Source organism: Brevundimonas sp. TWP2-3-4b2, from assembly GCF_049897345.1.
Classification (GTDB): Bacteria; Pseudomonadota; Alphaproteobacteria; order Caulobacterales; family Caulobacteraceae; genus Brevundimonas.
Window position 1 is genome coordinate 104,333 of record NZ_JAFCWB010000003.1, and the last position, 15,225, is coordinate 119,557.

Annotated in this window: 17 protein-coding genes and 1 tRNA gene; 13 read left to right on the plus strand and 5 right to left on the minus strand. The window is 66.0% G+C overall.

The features are described 5' to 3' along the window. The first annotated feature begins 220 nt into the window (after positions 1–220). Genes sufC through ACP7AS_RS07535 form a run of 9 tightly spaced genes read left to right on the plus strand, consistent with a single transcriptional unit; the run spans position 221 to position 7,015 of the window. Entirely contained in the window at positions 221–970 is a 750-nt protein-coding gene (gene sufC, locus ACP7AS_RS07495; RefSeq protein WP_426028249.1) for a Fe-S cluster assembly ATPase SufC, read from the plus strand. Beyond that, on the plus strand, positions 967–2,121 hold the full coding sequence (gene sufD / locus ACP7AS_RS07500; RefSeq protein ID WP_426028250.1) for a Fe-S cluster assembly protein SufD: 1,155 nt from the start codon (positions 967–969) through the stop codon (positions 2,119–2,121). Before sufC ends, sufD begins: the two co-directional genes overlap by 4 nt. Continuing rightward, positions 2,100–3,338 carry an aminotransferase class V-fold PLP-dependent enzyme gene (locus ACP7AS_RS07505; RefSeq protein ID WP_426028251.1) on the plus strand — a complete coding sequence of 413 codons (1,239 nt, stop codon included), beginning with the start codon at positions 2,100–2,102 and terminating at the stop codon, positions 3,336–3,338. The genes sufD and ACP7AS_RS07505 overlap by 22 nt, the downstream gene beginning before the upstream one ends. Further along, entirely contained in the window at positions 3,335–3,742 is a 408-nt protein-coding gene (locus ACP7AS_RS07510; RefSeq protein ID WP_426028252.1) for an SUF system Fe-S cluster assembly protein, read from the plus strand. The genes ACP7AS_RS07505 and ACP7AS_RS07510 overlap by 4 nt, the downstream gene beginning before the upstream one ends. Before the next feature lie 8 nt (positions 3,743–3,750). Next, positions 3,751–4,149: a HesB/IscA family protein gene (locus ACP7AS_RS07515; protein WP_426028253.1), complete on the plus strand. Its 399-nt coding sequence runs from the start codon at positions 3,751–3,753 to the stop codon at positions 4,147–4,149. Beyond that, on the plus strand, positions 4,149–5,150 hold the full coding sequence (locus ACP7AS_RS07520) for a methionine ABC transporter ATP-binding protein (RefSeq protein ID WP_426028254.1): 1,002 nt from the start codon (positions 4,149–4,151) through the stop codon (positions 5,148–5,150). Before ACP7AS_RS07515 ends, ACP7AS_RS07520 begins: the two co-directional genes overlap by 1 nt. Then, the gene (locus ACP7AS_RS07525) at positions 5,150–5,815 is read left to right on the plus strand and encodes a methionine ABC transporter permease (protein WP_426028775.1); all 666 of its coding nucleotides are present in this window, start codon (positions 5,150–5,152) and stop codon (positions 5,813–5,815) included. The genes ACP7AS_RS07520 and ACP7AS_RS07525 overlap by 1 nt, the downstream gene beginning before the upstream one ends. A gap of 25 nt (positions 5,816–5,840) precedes the next feature. After that, complete coding sequence (locus ACP7AS_RS07530; protein ID WP_426028255.1) at positions 5,841–6,647, plus strand: MetQ/NlpA family ABC transporter substrate-binding protein; 807 nt, start codon at positions 5,841–5,843, stop codon at positions 6,645–6,647. After that, complete coding sequence (locus tag ACP7AS_RS07535; protein ID WP_426028256.1) at positions 6,647–7,015, plus strand: TfoX/Sxy family protein; 369 nt, start codon at positions 6,647–6,649, stop codon at positions 7,013–7,015. The genes ACP7AS_RS07530 and ACP7AS_RS07535 overlap by 1 nt, the downstream gene beginning before the upstream one ends. On the opposite strand, the gene ACP7AS_RS07540 is transcribed toward ACP7AS_RS07535, so the two are convergent. From ACP7AS_RS07540 to ACP7AS_RS07550, 3 genes are all read right to left on the minus strand, one after another. Continuing rightward, positions 7,005–7,793, minus strand: coding sequence for a lysophospholipid acyltransferase family protein (locus tag ACP7AS_RS07540; RefSeq protein WP_426028257.1), 789 nt, complete (start codon positions 7,791–7,793; stop codon positions 7,005–7,007). The two genes, ACP7AS_RS07535 and ACP7AS_RS07540, sit on opposite strands and share 11 nt — an antisense overlap. Positions 7,794–7,831: 38 nt before the next feature. Beyond that, positions 7,832–8,887, minus strand: a complete 1,056-nt coding sequence (locus ACP7AS_RS07545) for a GGDEF domain-containing protein (RefSeq protein ID WP_426028258.1) — start codon at positions 8,885–8,887, stop codon at positions 7,832–7,834. Between the two features lie 112 nt (positions 8,888–8,999). After that, positions 9,000–10,625, minus strand: coding sequence for a DEAD/DEAH box helicase (locus tag ACP7AS_RS07550; protein ID WP_426028259.1), 1,626 nt, complete (start codon positions 10,623–10,625; stop codon positions 9,000–9,002). Between the two features lie 238 nt (positions 10,626–10,863). On the opposite strand from ACP7AS_RS07550, the gene ACP7AS_RS07555 reads away from it, so the two are divergent. Both ACP7AS_RS07555 and ACP7AS_RS07560 read left to right on the plus strand, forming a co-directional pair. Then, positions 10,864–11,226: a hypothetical protein gene (locus ACP7AS_RS07555; RefSeq protein WP_426028260.1), complete on the plus strand. Its 363-nt coding sequence runs from the start codon at positions 10,864–10,866 to the stop codon at positions 11,224–11,226. 83 nt (positions 11,227–11,309) lie between these two features. Beyond that, positions 11,310–12,128 carry a polysaccharide deacetylase family protein gene (locus ACP7AS_RS07560; RefSeq protein WP_426028261.1) on the plus strand — a complete coding sequence of 273 codons (819 nt, stop codon included), beginning with the start codon at positions 11,310–11,312 and terminating at the stop codon, positions 12,126–12,128. A gap of 49 nt (positions 12,129–12,177) precedes the next feature. On the opposite strand, the gene ACP7AS_RS07565 is transcribed toward ACP7AS_RS07560, so the two are convergent. Continuing rightward, a tRNA-Asp gene (locus ACP7AS_RS07565) sits at positions 12,178–12,254 on the minus strand. A gap of 100 nt (positions 12,255–12,354) precedes the next feature. Then, positions 12,355–13,983 (minus strand): AbgT family transporter, encoded by a 1,629-nt coding sequence (locus ACP7AS_RS07570; protein ID WP_426028262.1) that lies wholly within the window; start codon positions 13,981–13,983, stop codon positions 12,355–12,357. A 222-nt stretch (positions 13,984–14,205) separates the two neighbouring features. On the opposite strand from ACP7AS_RS07570, the gene ACP7AS_RS07575 reads away from it, so the two are divergent. Together ACP7AS_RS07575 and ACP7AS_RS07580 are read left to right on the plus strand one after the other, a co-directional pair. Then, positions 14,206–14,583 (plus strand): NADH-quinone oxidoreductase subunit A, encoded by a 378-nt coding sequence (locus ACP7AS_RS07575; protein WP_426028263.1) that lies wholly within the window; start codon positions 14,206–14,208, stop codon positions 14,581–14,583. Beyond that, positions 14,553–15,224, plus strand: a complete 672-nt coding sequence (locus ACP7AS_RS07580; RefSeq protein ID WP_416173301.1) for a NuoB/complex I 20 kDa subunit family protein — start codon at positions 14,553–14,555, stop codon at positions 15,222–15,224. Before ACP7AS_RS07575 ends, ACP7AS_RS07580 begins: the two co-directional genes overlap by 31 nt. Position 15,225: the final 1 nt, after the last annotated feature.

The window sequence follows — 15,225 nt, forward strand, 5'->3', positions numbered from 1 at the left end:
GGCGATCGGTCCATTGCGAAGCCAAAGTTCGGGTTTTGGTGAAGACCCACGCCAAGTGGGCTTCCGACAACTCCATTCGAAACATTCCTGAGAAGTCCGAAGGGACGGTCGATCGTCGCAAGGCTGAGCACGACGGAGAGATTCGCGTCTCCATCCGTCTCCCCAAAGGGTTGGCTCAGGGAATCTACAAAACTCACCAAGTCGAAGTGCTAGGCGCGTAATGCTCTCCATATCCAACCTCCACGTCTCCGTCGGCGACAAGCCGATCCTCAAGGGCCTGACGCTCGACGTTCCGGCAGGCGAGGTGCACGCCATCATGGGGCCGAACGGGGCCGGCAAGTCGACGCTGGGCTACGCCGTGGCCGGACGGCCCGGCTATGAGGCGACGCAAGGCGGCGTGTCGTGGAAGGGCGCAGACCTGCTGGGTCTGGAGCCCGCCGAGCGGGCGGCCAGGGGCGTGTTCCTGTCGTTCCAGTATCCGATCGAGATCCCCGGCGTTCCGGCGCTGACGTTCGTGCGCACGGCGCTGAACGCCCAGAAGCGCGCGCGCGGCGAGGAGGAGGTCTCGGCGCCGAACTTCCTGAAGCTGGTCAAGGCGGCGGCGACGGCGCTGAAGATGGATTTCGACATGCTCAAGCGGCCGCTCAACGTCGGCTTCTCGGGCGGCGAGAAGAAGCGGATGGAGATCCTGCAGATGGCCCTGCTGGAGCCGTCGCTGCTGATCCTCGACGAGACCGATTCCGGCCTCGACATCGACGCCCTGCGGATCGTGTCGGAGGGGGTGAATGCCCTGCGCAGCCCCGACCGCGCCATGCTGGTGATCACCCACTATCAGCGGCTGCTCGACTATATCAAACCGGATCGGGTGCATGTGCTGGCCGGTGGCCGGATCGTGGCGTCGGGCGGACCGGAGCTGGCGCTGCAGCTGGAGGCGGAAGGGTACGACAAGTATCTGCCGGAGGCGGCTTGAACGCTCCGGTCCGCATCGATCTGAAGGACGTCTCCACGATCCCGTCCCGCCGGACGGAGGCGTGGAAATACTCCGACCTGCGCCGGTACCTGCGCGACGAGCCGCCGATCTCGCCCAAACTGCCTGAGGGGGAGCCGAACGATGGACCGTTCAAGGCGCTGACCAGCAACGAGCTGCTGATCGCCAACGGGCGGATGAACTGGTGGTCGGAAGACGATCTGACCGAGGGTGTCGAGGTTGCCAGCCATGCGTCGCCGAGTGCTCCGCGCATGGCGGAAGTGATGCCGATGGCGGCCCTGGCCGCGGCCAAGGCGCTGGACGACGTGTTCATCGTTTCGTTCAAGGCGGGCGGTCCCCGGACGCTGGCGCTTCGCTGGCTGTCGGACGCGGTGAAGACGGGCCATCACGCGCGCGTCGGCATTGTGGTGGAGGCAGGGGCGAACGCGACACTGCTGGAATCCTACGAAGGCTGGGGCGACGCCTATCTGGCCAACCATCTGGTCGAGATTTTCATCGAGCAAGGCGCGACCCTTGAGCGGATCGTCCTTATCGAGGAACCGGCCAGCGCCATCTCGATCTCGTCGGCGGAAGTTCATCTGTCGAAGGGCGCGGCCTTCGCCCAGACGACCATCGCTTCGGGCGCGCAACTGCAAAGGCTTGAGACGCAGGTCGTGCATCCGGGTGAGGGGGCGTCGGTGCGTCTCGATGGCCTCTATGCCCTGTCCGGCGAGCGCCAGACCGACCTGACCACGGTGGTCCGTCACGCTAGCCTGAACGGCGTCACCTCCCAACTGACCAAGGGCGTGGTACGCGACACGGCGCGCGGGGTCTTCCAAGGCAAGATCGTGGTCGAGCGCGGCGCGGACGGCACCGATGCGCGGATGGGGCACCATGCCCTGATCCTGGGCGAACGGGCCGAGGTGGACGCCAAGCCGGAGCTGGAAATCTATGCCGACGACGTGCAGTGCGCGCATGGCAACACCGTCGGCAATCTGGATGAGAGCGCCCTGTTCTACATGCAACAGCGCGGCCTGCCGGCCGACGAGGCGCGGGCCTTGCTGACGCAGGCCTTCCTGATCGAGGTCGTCGACCGGATCGAACACGACGGCGCGAGAGAGGTGGTGCGGGAATGGCTGACGGCTCGACTGTGAGGGCTTTCGACCCCTACGCCGCCCGGGCGCAGTTCCCGATCCTGTCGCGGACGGTGAACGGCAAGCCGCTGGTCTATCTGGACTCGGCCGCCTCGGCGCAGAAGCCGCGGGCGGTGATCGACGCCCTGACGGCGGCGATGGAGCACTCCTACGCCAATGTGCACCGCGGCCTGCATACCCTGGCCAATGAGACGACCGAGGCGTTCGAACAGGCGCGTGAGACCGTGGCCAGGTTCCTCAATGCCGAAAGCCCTGATCAGATTGTCTGGACCAAGGGCGGGACCGAGGCGATCAATCTGGTGGCGGCGGGGATTGGTCAGTCGATCCAGCCGGGTGACGAGATCGTCATTACCCAGATGGAGCACCACGCCAACATCGTGCCCTGGCATATGCTGCGCGAGCGGTTCGGGGCGGTGCTGAAATGGGCCCCGGTGCTGGACGACGGCGCGCTGGACATGGCGGCGCTGGCGGCGCTGATCGGGCCGAGGACGCGGCTGGTGGCCGTGAGCCATATGTCCAATGTCCTGGGCACGGTGAATGATGTGCGCGCCATCGCCGACCTGGCCCATGCGGCGGGCGCTTTGGTGCTGGTCGACGGCTGTCAGGGGGCGGTGCACTGCAGTCCCGATGTCCAGGCGCTGGACGCCGATTTTTATGTCTTCACCGGGCACAAGCTGTTCGGCCCGACCGGCATCGGCGGGCTGTACGGCAAGCGCGCGGCGCTGGAGGCCCTGCCGCCTTACCAGGGCGGCGGCGAGATGATCGCCACGGTGACCGAGGACCGCGTGACCCATGCCGGCCTGCCGCACCGGTTCGAGGCGGGAACACCGCCGATCCTGGAGGTCATCGGCCTCGGGGCGGCGATCGACTGGCTGGTGCAGTCCGACGCGGCGGCGGTCAGGGCCCACGAACAGGCGCTGATGGACCGCGTGCGCGAGCGACTGGAGGGCCGGAACTGGCTGACCGAGATCGGCACGGCGGCGGGAAAGGGGGCGATCTTCACCTTCACCGTCGACGGGGCCCACGCCCATGACATCGCCCAGGTCATGGACCGCTATGGCGTCGCCGTCCGTGCCGGCCTGCACTGCGCCGAGCCACTGTCGCGCCGGTTCGGCATCACTTCGAGCGCCCGCGCCAGCTTCGCCCTATATAACACCCATGAGGACGTCGACGCCTTTGCCGACGCCCTGATCAAGGCCCGAGAGTTTTTCGCATGAGCGACCCGACGACCCCCGCAACGATCCCGGCGGCCGATTCAGCGGCCTTCGCCGAAGCCTGGGACGCGCCGCAGAAGAGCGCCCTGGCCCAGGGCGAGATCGACCGGATGACGGACGACATCATCGCGGCGCTGAAGTCGGTCTTCGATCCGGAAATTCCGGTCGACGTCTATGAGCTGGGCCTGATCTACAAGGTCGACCTGTCCGACGACCGCGAGGTGCTGATCGACATGACCCTGACGGCACCCGGCTGTCCGGTGGCGGGAGAGATGCCCGGCTGGATCGAGGATGCGGTCAAGAAGGTGGAGGGCGTCCAGTCGGCGCGCGCCAACCTGGTGTTCGAACCGCCCTGGGACCCTTCGAAGATGAGTGACGAGGCCAAGCTGGCCCTGAACATGTTCTGAGTGAGCGCATGACCGAGCTTCAGACCACGACCCGCCCCCGCCGTCCGCGTCCCAAGGCCGTGAGCCTGACGGACGCCGCCGCCGCGCGCGTGATTAAAATCATGGCCAATGCGGCCAGGCCTTACGTCGGTCTGCGCGTCGGGGTGAAGAACGGCGGCTGTGCGGGGCAGGAGTACACCTTCGCCTATGCCGAAACGATCGAGCCCATGGACGAGGTGGTCGAGGACAAGGGCGTCACCGTCCTGATCGATCCCAAGGCGATCCTGTTCCTGATCGGGTCGGAGATCGACTACGCGACGACCAAGCTGGCTTCGAAATTCGTGTTCCGCAATCCGAACCAGACCGACGCCTGCGGCTGCGGCGAGAGCGTCACCATCATCCCGGCCAAGGCTCTGGACGCCGACTGATGATCCGGCTCGAGGGTGTGACGAAGCGCTTTCGAAGCGCTGCGGGCGAACGTGTGGCTCTGGACGCGGTCGATCTGACCGTCGCGGCGGGTCAGGTGTTCGGCGTGGTCGGGCGTTCGGGTGCGGGCAAGTCCACCCTGATCCGGACGATCAACCTGCTGGAGCGGCCGGACGCGGGCACCGTGACCGTCGATGGTCGCGACATGACGGCCCTGTCGCCGGCTGATCTGCGGGCGGCGCGGCGGCGGATCGGAATGATCTTCCAGCATTTCAACCTGCTCAATGCCAAGACCATCGCCGAGAACGTGGCCTTCCCGCTGCGGCTTGAGGGCCGGCCGTCCGCCGAGGTGGACCGGCGCGTCGCCGAGCTGCTGGAACAGCTGGGGCTGTCCGAACATGCCAGGAAGCATCCGGCCCAACTTTCGGGCGGTCAGAAGCAGCGGGTCGGCATCGCCCGGGCCCTGGCCTGCGAGCCGGGCGTGTTGCTTTGCGACGAGGCCACCAGCGCGCTGGACCCCGAGACGACCGACGAAATCCTGACCCTGCTGGACCAGCTGAACCGGGACCTGAAGCTGACCATCGTTCTGATCACCCATCAGATGGAGGTGGTCCGTCGCGTCTGTGACCGGGTCGCGGTCCTGAAGGACGGGCGGGTGGTGGAGGAGGGGGCGACCGCCGACGTCTTCCTGCATCCGAAACACGCCGCGACCCGCGCCATGCTGGCCGAGGGCGAGGAAGGGTTCGAGGCCGCCGACGTGCCGACGGGCGGGCGGCTGGCGAAGCTGACGTTCCGGGGGGGCTCGACCTATGAGCCGGAACTGAGCCGCGTCGCGCGCTCGGTGGGCGTGGATTATTCCATCCTGTCGGGCCGTATCAGCCGGATCCGGGGCGAGCCCTACGGCCAGCTGGTCGTGGCCTTCACAGGCGGCGATGCCGAGGCGGCCGTCGCCCAGCTGACCGCGCGGGGCGTGGTGGTTGAGAGTGTCGGAGCGACCGCGTGATGGACGCTTTTTTCGCAAACATCGACTGGCCCGAGATCGCGCGGGCGACGCGCGACACCCTGCTGATGCTGGGCGGATCGATGGCCCTGACCGTGGTGTTCGGCATTCCGCTGGGTGTGCTGCTGTACCTCTCGGGCAAGGGGCGGCTGGCCGCCAATCCCGTGCTGAACAGCCTGTTGTCGCTGATCGTCAACATCCTGAGGTCGGTGCCGTTCATCATCCTGCTGATCGTCATGCTGCCGGTGACGGTGCTGCTGGTCGGGACCTCGCTGGGCGTTGCGGGGGCCATTCCGCCGCTGGTCGTCGGGGCCGCGCCCTTCTATGCGCGCCTGGTCGAGACGGCGCTGCGCGAGGTCGACAAGGGCGTGGTCGAGGCGACCCAGGCCATGGGCGGCTCGACCTGGCAGATCGTCACCCGCGCTCTGTTGCCCGAGGCCATGCCGGGCATTCTGGCCGGCGCGACTGTGACCGCAATCGCCCTGGTGTCGTATACCGCCATGGCCGGTGTCGTCGGGGCAGGGGGTCTGGGCGACCTGGCCATCCGCTTCGGCTATCAGCGTTTCCAGACCGATGTCATGGTGGTTACCGTCGTGCTGCTGCTCCTGCTGGTGCAGATCCTTCAGATGCTCGGTGACCGTCTGGTCGCCTCCGTTTCCCACCGCTGATCACACTTCTCGATAAGGCCCGCCCATGCTCCGCCGCTCGCTCCTGACCCTCGCCGCCGCCGCCCTTGTCCTCGCCGCCTGCGGGCAGGGCGGTGCCAAACAGGCGGACGTCAATGCGCCACTGATCGTGGGAGCCACGGCCGTTCCGCACGCGGAGATCCTGGAACATATCAAGCCGCTGCTGGCCGCCGATGGAATCCAGATCGAGATCAAGGTGTTCAATGACTATGTTCAGCCGAACACCCAGCTGGTCGAACGCCGTCTGGACGCCAACTATTTCCAGACCAAGCCTTATCTGGACGAGTTCAACGCGTCGCGAGGAGCCGATCTGGTCACCGTCGCCGGCGTGCACGTCGAGCCCCTGGGTGCCTATTCGCGCCGCTTCCGCTCACTGGCCCAGCTGCCGAACGGGGCCGAGGTGGCGGTGCCGAACGACGCTTCGTCGATCGGACGCTCGCTGATCCTGTTGCAGAAGGCCGGACTGATCCGTCTGAAGGATCCGGCGAATCCGCTGCAGACCCTGCGTGACATCGTCGACAATTCCCGCAACCTGCGCTTCCGCGAGCTGGAATCGGCGACGCTGCCGCGGGTGCTGGACCAGGTCGACATGGCCGTGATCAACACCAACTACGCCCTGGACGCCGGGCTGAAGCCGAAGACCGACGCCCTGACGCTGGAAGGCGCGGACAGCCCCTATGTGAACTATCTGGTGACGCGTGCGGACAACCGGACCGATCCCCGGATCGTGGCCCTGGCGGCCATGCTGCGCAGCCAAGCGGTCAAGGACTTCATCGCCGCCAAATACGACGGCGCAGTGATCCCGGCAGCCTGATGGCGTACGACCCGGATTTCGGCGAATGGGTGCGCGAGCATTTCGCGGCCTTGGGGCAGCTTGAGATCAAGCGAATGTTCGGTGGGGCCTCAGTCTACGCCAACGGCCTGATCTTCGCCCTGCTGGATGACGGCGTGATCTGGCTGAAGGCCGACGAGGTCAATGCGCCGGTTCTGCAGGCTGCGGGGGCGCGGCAGTTCACCTATCCGACCAAGGACGGGAACCAGATGGCGATGGCCTATTGGTCACTGCCGGAAAGCGCGTTGGACGATCCGGATGAGGCCGTGGACTGGGCCAGGCAATCGATCGATGCGGCCCTGAGAAAGGCGGCGGCGAAGAAGGTGCGAAAGCCCAGGCCTAAGCCGTAGAGCCTGCCAGTCTGGCCGCCTTCGCCACTTCATCGGGGGCCTGCACCAGGACGGCCGGCGTGACCGGCTGGCCCGTAGCCTCGGCGATCAGCTCGGCGGTCTTGCCTTCGACGGCGGCTTCCAGCCGGGACAGGAACTCGTCCTTGCCCAGTCCGGTCGGGATGGGGGCGAGGAATTCGAGCGTCGCCGTGCCCGGTGTCTTTGCGAATGCCTCCTGCGGCCAGAACAGCCCCAGGTTGGTGGCCAGCGGCACCACCGGCATGTCGAAGTCGCGGTACATGTGCCAGACGCCCGAGCGATAGCGGAATTTCTCGCCCACCCTGGCCAGGTTGCCTTCCGGGTAGATCAGGATCCTGCGCCCGGCGGCATGGGCGTCGGCTGAACGGTGCTTCAGCGCCTCGCGGGCTTCACGGCCGCCGCAGTTGTTGACGACGATGGCCCCGAGCTTGCGCAACACCGTGCCCAGCAGGGGAAATTTTTCCAGATGGTCCCCGGTGACGAAGGCGAGGTCGTCGAACTGGTCATAGGTGGCGAAGCCGTCGCCCCAGCTCTGGTGTTTCGACGCGATGATAAAAGCCCCCTGCGGAAGCCGCTCTCGGCCGCGCACCTGAATGCGGATGCCGGCCAGCAGGCGCATGACTTGGACCATGCGCTTCACATAGCGGCGGATGATCCAGCTGGTGGCACCTCGCCCGGGGGCCAGGGCCGCGAAGGCCGCCGCCGAGGCATAGGTGATCGACAGGACCCAGTAGGCGATGTTGAAAGCGAAACTGCGCATCCGGCGACTATCGCGCGAATTGGCGGACGGGAAAGGCTTCAGGCCGCCTTGGGCAACCGTTCGGCACAGGACACACGGTTACGTCCGCTGCGCTTGGAGGCGTAGAGGGCGGCATCGGCCCGTTCGAGGAAGGCAGATGCCGTCTCGCCGGTCTGCCGGACGGCGAATCCGGCGGACACGGTGACCGCGCCCAGTTCGTCATTGGTCGAGCGGCGGCGCAGGCTCCGCGAGGCGATTTCCTTGCGGACGCTCTCGAGCGCGGCTTCGACCATGGTGACGCTCTCATGGTGGAAGACCATGGCGAACTCCTCGCCACCGTAGCGGGCGGCGAAGCGGGGCGTGGCAGCTGTCCGCCCAATGACGCTGGCGACGTAGCGCAGGACCTGGTCGCCGGTCTGATGACCCCAGGTGTCATTGAAGTGTTTGAAGTGGTCGATATCCAGCACCGCCAGGGTCAGAGCCGATCCGCTGCTCTCGGCATGGTCACAGGCTGCGGCCAGGTGCTCGTCGAAGGCCTTGCGGTTGGCGAGTTCGGTCAAGGCATCGGTCATCGCGTCACGACGCACCAGTTCCAGGTGTTCGCGCAGGCGGACAACCTCCTGGGTCGAGACTTCCAGCTTCTTCTCAAGGGATTCGGTCTCGTGCTGGACCTGCCGGGTGGCCGTGGTCAGGCCCGATACGATGGTCCTGAGCCCGTCGCCATTAGCAGCGGCCTCGATGCTTGTGGCGGCCTGATCCAGGGTCTGGCCGTAGGCAGCCTGTGATTTGTGCGCCTGGGCGATGACGCTGGAGACGCTGGACAGTTCGCGGTCCAGTACCCGGCCGGCGTCGCGGATCTGCTCGGTCAGGCGACTGCGCGGAAGGTGCTCGGCCGCCAGCATGTCGGTGACGGCTTCGGTGAAGGGTTCGGACGCTGCTACGAGGCGCTTGATCTCGCCGGCGAGCGCACCGTCGGGGTCACCGAGCGCATGGGCCCAAAGCTCGAAATTCAGCGGCGTCGGCCAGACTCCGGCGGCTTCTATCTCGTCGACAACCTGACGCGCGAGCCCGTATGCTTGCGGACTTCGCAGGGTGGTTTCGACCTTGGCCGTCATGCAAATCCCCCAACACCAGGACGACGCAGCGATCCCGTGCGGTCGAGCTATGCCTCGGGGGTTGGTAACGGCGGGTTAAATTGCAGTCAGTCTGGTCGATAGGTGAGCGTTTTCAACCCTTGAGAGAAATGGGGCGACGCAGGAAGGCGGGCACGTCGCCCTCTCCGAAAGGGCGGCCATTCGAGCGGTCCGGCTGGGCGTCGGCCCGGTCGCCGCGGCGGTCGGACTGGCGCAGGTGGGTTTCCTGAACGGGGCGGTCCGACGGGGTGGCCATTGCGGGTGCGGGGGCCGAAGCGGAGACGGGCGTGGACTCGGCGGGCCCGGGGGCGGGTGCGGCGACCTCCGCTCCTGGCACCGAGGAGGCTTTGGCGCTGCGGCGGCTGCGCGAGCGGCGAGCGGCCGGTGCGGCGGCGGTGGCGAGCTCGGAGACGACTTCGTTGGAAACGTGGACCGGGGCATCGGGCTCGACGGGCGGTGCCGGTTCAGCCTGGGCCGCGGGAGCGGACTCTGCCTTCGGCGCGCGGGCACCACGGCTGCGGCCACGAGCCGGGGCCGTGTCCGAGCGATCGCTGTCGCGGGTCGCCGGAGCCTTGCCGGGGGCGAAATCGACTCCGTCCAGCACCAGTTCCTCGGGATCCATCTTGATCAACTTCAGGACCTTGTCGAGCGAACGGTCGTCACCCGGCGTCACGATCATGAAGGTCTGACCGGTCTTGCCGGCTCGGCCCGTACGGCCGATGCGGTGGACGTAGTCGTCGGCGTGGTGCGAGACGTCGTAGTTGAAGACGTGGCTGACGTCCGGAATATCGAGCCCACGAGCGGCGACGTCGGATGCCACCAGCAGCTTGAGTTCGCCGGAGCGGAAGGCCGCCAGCGTCTTCATCCGCAGCGACTGGTCAAGATCGCCGTGGATTGGTGCCGCATCGAAGCCGTGCTGTTTCAGCGACTTTGCGACGACATCGACTTCGGATTTGCGATTGCAGAAGACGATACCGTTGCGCACGTCAGCGCGACCGATCAGGGCGCGCAGCGCGGCGCGCTTGGCCTTCGGATCACTGGTCGGGATACGCACCAGATACTGGGTGATGGTCTCGGCCGTCATGGCGGGGCGCGAGGCCTCGAGCCGGGTCGGATCCTTGAGGAACTGGGTCGTCAGCCGCGTGATCTCGGGTGGCATGGTGGCCGAGAAGAACAGGGTCTGGCGGCGCGGCGGCGTCAGTTTGAAGATGCGCTCGATGTCGGGGATGAAGCCCATGTCGAGCATGCGGTCGGCTTCGTCGATGACCATGATCTCGACGCCGTTGAGCATGACCTTGCCGCGCTCGAACAGGTCCAGAAGGCGGCCCGGGGTGGCGATCAGGACGTCGACGCCCTTGTTCAGCAGGGTCACCTGGTCGCCCATGGAGACGCCGCCGATCAGCAGGGCCCAGCTCAGCTTGGTGCCCTTGGCATATTTCTCGAAGGACGAGGCGACCTGGTCGGCGAGTTCGCGAGTGGGGGCGAGAACGAGGGCGCGCGGCATGCGGGCCTTGGCCCGGCCGGACGACAGCCGGTCTATCATCGGCAGGGTGAAGGCGGCGGTCTTGCCGGTACCCGTCTGGGCGATGCCCAGAATGTCACGGCCGGCCAGGGCGACCGGAATGGCCGAGGCCTGAATGGGGGTGGCGGTCGTGTAGCCGGTATCGGCGACGGCCTTGAGGGTCGTGGGCGACAGGCCCAGCATTGAGAATTCGGTCATGGGTCCTTGGGACTGGAAGAAGGACGTCCCGCGCATCGGGCCGTCGTGCGATGTCGCGGAACCGCCCTGAATCTCTGGGCGAGCGGGCGGCGCGAATTCGCCAGTCCTGTCCCGAACGTGCGCCGGGTATAGAAGTCCCACCACAGAGTCAACTATTCGTGTCGCGTCCCGGCAGGGGTTGGCATTTCTTAAACGTTTGTTAATAGTCCGCGTCGGGAAGGGTTGGTGGGGGAACAGTATGCTGCGTACGCTCGGCGTCGCGATCCTGGCGGTCGCTTGCCTGATGGCCGGTTCGGTTCGGGCCGATATGAATTCCGCCTTCGGCAATACGGTCGTGTCTCGCTATCCCGACGGTGGCTGGGTCAAGCACTGGTTCAACCCTGACGGCAGCTACGCCGCCCAATTTTCCGATGGCCGAAGGCTGGCTGCCCGCTGGACGGTCAGCGGCGACCGGATCTGCCTGACAGATATCCGCCCCTATATGCTTGTGCCACGCTTCTGCACCACGGTGATCGAGGCTGCGGTCGGCGAGAGTTGGCAGTCCCGTGATCCTATAGGGCGGCGCGTCCAGAACGTGCTGGTGGCCGGGCGGGCCCCCTAAACCCTCTTCTCCCCCACGGGTTGCGCGGGCTCGCCGGGCGGCAAACCTTGATTAGCGTGCGGCCTGGCTTCGGGGGATGGTGTGTGCGTCTGTTTCTGATCGCCCTGACGGTCGCCTTCGCCGTCTGGCTTCCCCGCCCGCCCGCCGAGGGCAGGGAAGTTCCCGAGCCTGTACTGCCGGTCCTTGGCGTCAACCAGGCCCTGCTTTCGATTGAACCGGGGCGGTTCGGCAATCTTCAGCACATCCGCACACCCTTGCCGCCGCGGTCCGTGGCCTTGACCTTCGATGACGGGCCCGACCCGACCTACAACGGCCGGGTGCTGGATATTCTCGATGCGCGAGGCATCAAGGCGACCTTCTTCTTCGTCGGTCAGTACGCACAAGCCCATCCCGAGCAGGTCCGCGAAGTGGTCAGGCGGGGCCACAATGTCGGCAGCCACAGCTGGTCTCATCCGACCAGACTTCGCCACTTGTCGCCGGATGCGCAGGTCCGGGAGGTCCGCCGGGGATATGAAGCGCTTGAGGCTGCGCTCGCCGACTCGCCGCCTGAAGAGCGTGCCCGGCTGGAACCGATGTTCCGCTTTCCCGGCCTGGGGGAGGGTGCGTTCATGAGCCAGTGGCTGAACCGGCGCGGGATCATTGTGGTTTCGGCTGAGGGTGGCACCGACGACTGGCGCGGCTATTCCGCAAGTTCCATCACCCGCGTTGCCTTGACGGTCATCGAGGAAAATCAGGGCGGGCTGCTGATCCTGCATGAGACCCGGCCGCAGATGATTCGGGCCCTGCCGGGTCTGCTGGATGAGTTGTCCGCGCGGGGGTTCACCTTCGTCCAGATCACGGCTGGAGCGGACGGCAGTGACCATGCGCTGACGGTCGATGATGCGGTTCTGACGCTGAAATGATCGAGACGGGCGGTGTCGCGCCATTCCCTGATCGCAAGATCAAAAGGAATGGCGCGAGTGACGGGACTCGAACCCGCGACCTCCGGCGTGACAGGCCGGCACTCTAACCAACTGAGCTACACCCGCGTATCCCGGCCGCGGCGCTGAACGTTGCGTCGCGGCGAGGGGCGTCGTTTAGGCGGGGGGGGCTCGCACTGTCAAGCGAGTCTGGAGAGGAAAACGACGCTCATCGTGCCCTGACCCCCGGCCCCGCCACGGCGGCGGCCTCGGGCGGGGCGACCGGGCCCGCGATACCGCCATCGGCGGGTAACTGAACGGCGACCGCAGGGGCAGGTGGCTCATAGTAGACGCCGACGCCCGGACCCAGCGGCAGGTCCAGCGTGACCCACAGCGCCACCATGGTCAGACCCGCCACGAGGAAGGCTCCCGCATAGGGCAGCATGGTCGACATCAGCGATCCAAGACCGAATTTCGGATCCCAGCGCTGGGCGAAGGTCAGGATCAGCGGGAAATAGCTCATCAGCGGGGTGGCGATGTTGGTCACCGAATCGCCCATGCGGTAGCCCGCCGTGGTCATCTCCGGGCTGATGCCGAGCAGCATGAACATGGGCACCACAATGGGGGCGAGCGCGGACCATTTGGCCGAGGCCGAACCGACGAAAAGGTCAAAGAAGCAGGAGACGAGGACGACGCTGATCAACAACAACGGCGCGGGCATGTTGATCTGGCGCAGCTGTTCGGCGGCGTTGATCGCCAGGATGGGGCCGAGACCCGACCAGTTGAACATGGCCACGAAATGGGCGGCGAAGAAGACCAGGACCAGATAGGGAGCCAGCTGGATGATGCCCTCTCCCATCATCCGGACCAGATCCCGGTGGCTGGTGACGCTGCGCGCGCCAAAGCCGAAGGCCGCGCCCGACACGAAGAACGTCAGGGCGAAGAAGGCGGCCAGGGACTTGAAGAGCGGGTTGAACCGCTCCTGGGGATCGGCGTCAGGGTCGACGAAGGGCGAGCCGGGCAGGGCGGATATCAGGGCCCACAGGGCGATCATTGCGACGACCGCCAGACCCGCAAATGCCAGGCCACGTTTCTCGTCGGAGGACAGGGGTTGCTTCTCGTCCGCGGTCGGCGAGGACGTGCCTTTCGGTGCCCAGGGTCCGAGGCGAGGCTCGATGATCCGGTCGGTGATGAACCAGACGATCGGGGTGAAGACGATCACGACGCCGACGATGAAGAACCAGTTGCCCGCGATGTTCACGGAGTAGGAAGGATCGATCAGACGCGCGGCGGGCTCGGTTATGCCGAGCAACAAGGCGTCCTGGGCACCCGGGAACAGATTGCCGGCGTAGCCGCCGGACACCGCCGCGAAGGCCGCGGCCAGGCCGGCCAGGGGATGACGACCCGCGGCGGCGAACATGACGGCGGCCAGAGGAATCACCACCACATAGGCGGCGTCCGAGGCGTGATGCGAGACCATGCCGGTGATCACGATGACAGGGGTCAACATCGCTTTCGGCGCGTTCAGCAACGCGCCGCGGATAGCCGTCGCGAACAGGCCGCTACGCTCGGCCACCGAGGCACCGTAGATGATGATGACCACGATCCCGAGCGGCGGAAAGTTCGTCAGGGTCGAGGGCATGCCGATGAGCAGTCGTTCAAGATTGGCAGGCGACAGCAGGCTTTCGGCGACGAGCGTGTCTCCGGTCACGGGATTGACCGCAGACCAGCCGAGGCCGGCTCCGACCAGACTGAGAACGATCAGTGCGCCGATCAGCCACAGGAAAAGAAATACGGGATCGGGCAGCCGGTTGCCGATGCGTTCGATGCCGTTCAGCACCCGGTTTCCCATGGCCATGCGTCCCTCCCCGACGATCCCTGGATGAGGGGCCATAGGGCGTGAGCGGGTGTTTCGAGGCAAGGTGCCGGGCCTGCGACACGCTGTCCCAAAAACTGCGAACCGTTCTCAAGAAAAACCTTTCGTCATATGGGGTCGAACGGGGGTTTGAACGGGCGCGGTTCCGGGGCTAGAAAGCGCCGAATCCGCCCCTCCCTTCAAAGGCGGACAAGGTCCCCCAGGATGAATGCATTCCTTCTTGAATATCTGCCGATCGTGATCTTTACGGGGATCGCGGCCGTGCTTGGGCTCGGCTTCATGCTCGCGGCCTGGGTGCTGGCCCCGAAGAACCCGGACTCGGAGAAGCTGTCGGCCTATGAGTGCGGGTTCAACGCCTTCGACGATGCGCGGATGAAGTTCGACGTCCGGTTTTATCTGGTGTCCATCCTGTTCATCATCTTCGATCTGGAAGTCGCCTTCCTGTTCCCTTGGGCCGTGTCGATGTTCGACCTGTCGCAGGCGGGCATGGTGTTCGCCTTCTGGTCGATGATGGTTTTCCTGGGCGTGCTGACCGTCGGCTTCATCTACGAATGGAAGAAGGGCGCGCTCGAATGGGAGTGACGACCAACACCGTCCCGCTGATCGGGGTCGGCAACCAGGGCGCCTCGCCCGTGGGGCCGGCGTCCTCGCGCCTGGCAGGGCCGATGAGCACGACCATGTTCAACACCGGCGCCCGTTCGTCGGTCGAGGGCTATGACCCTGCCATCCACGACAAATTCTTTGAGGCCGTGAACGCCGAACTGGGCGAGCGCGGCTTCATCACCACCTCGCTGGACGACGTCATCAACTGGGCCCGGACGGGGTCGCTGATGTGGATGACGTTCGGTCTCGCCTGCTGCGCCGTGGAAATGATGCAGGCCTCGATGCCGCGCTTCGACATGGAGCGGTTCGGCATGGCCCCGCGCGCCAGCCCGCGGCAATCCGACCTGATGATCGTGGCCGGCACGCTGACGAACAAGATGGCTCCGGCGCTCCGTAAAGTATACGATCAGATGCCGGACCCACGCTATGTGCTCTCGATGGGTTCATGCGCCAACGGCGGCGGGTATTATCACTATAGTTACAGTGTAGTGCGCGGCTGTGACCGTGTTGTTCCTGTAGACGTCTATGTACCGGGCTGCCCGCCAACAGCGGAGGCGCTTCTTTACGGGCTGTTGCAGCTGCAGAAGAAGATCCGGCGGACAGGGACGATCGACCGATGAA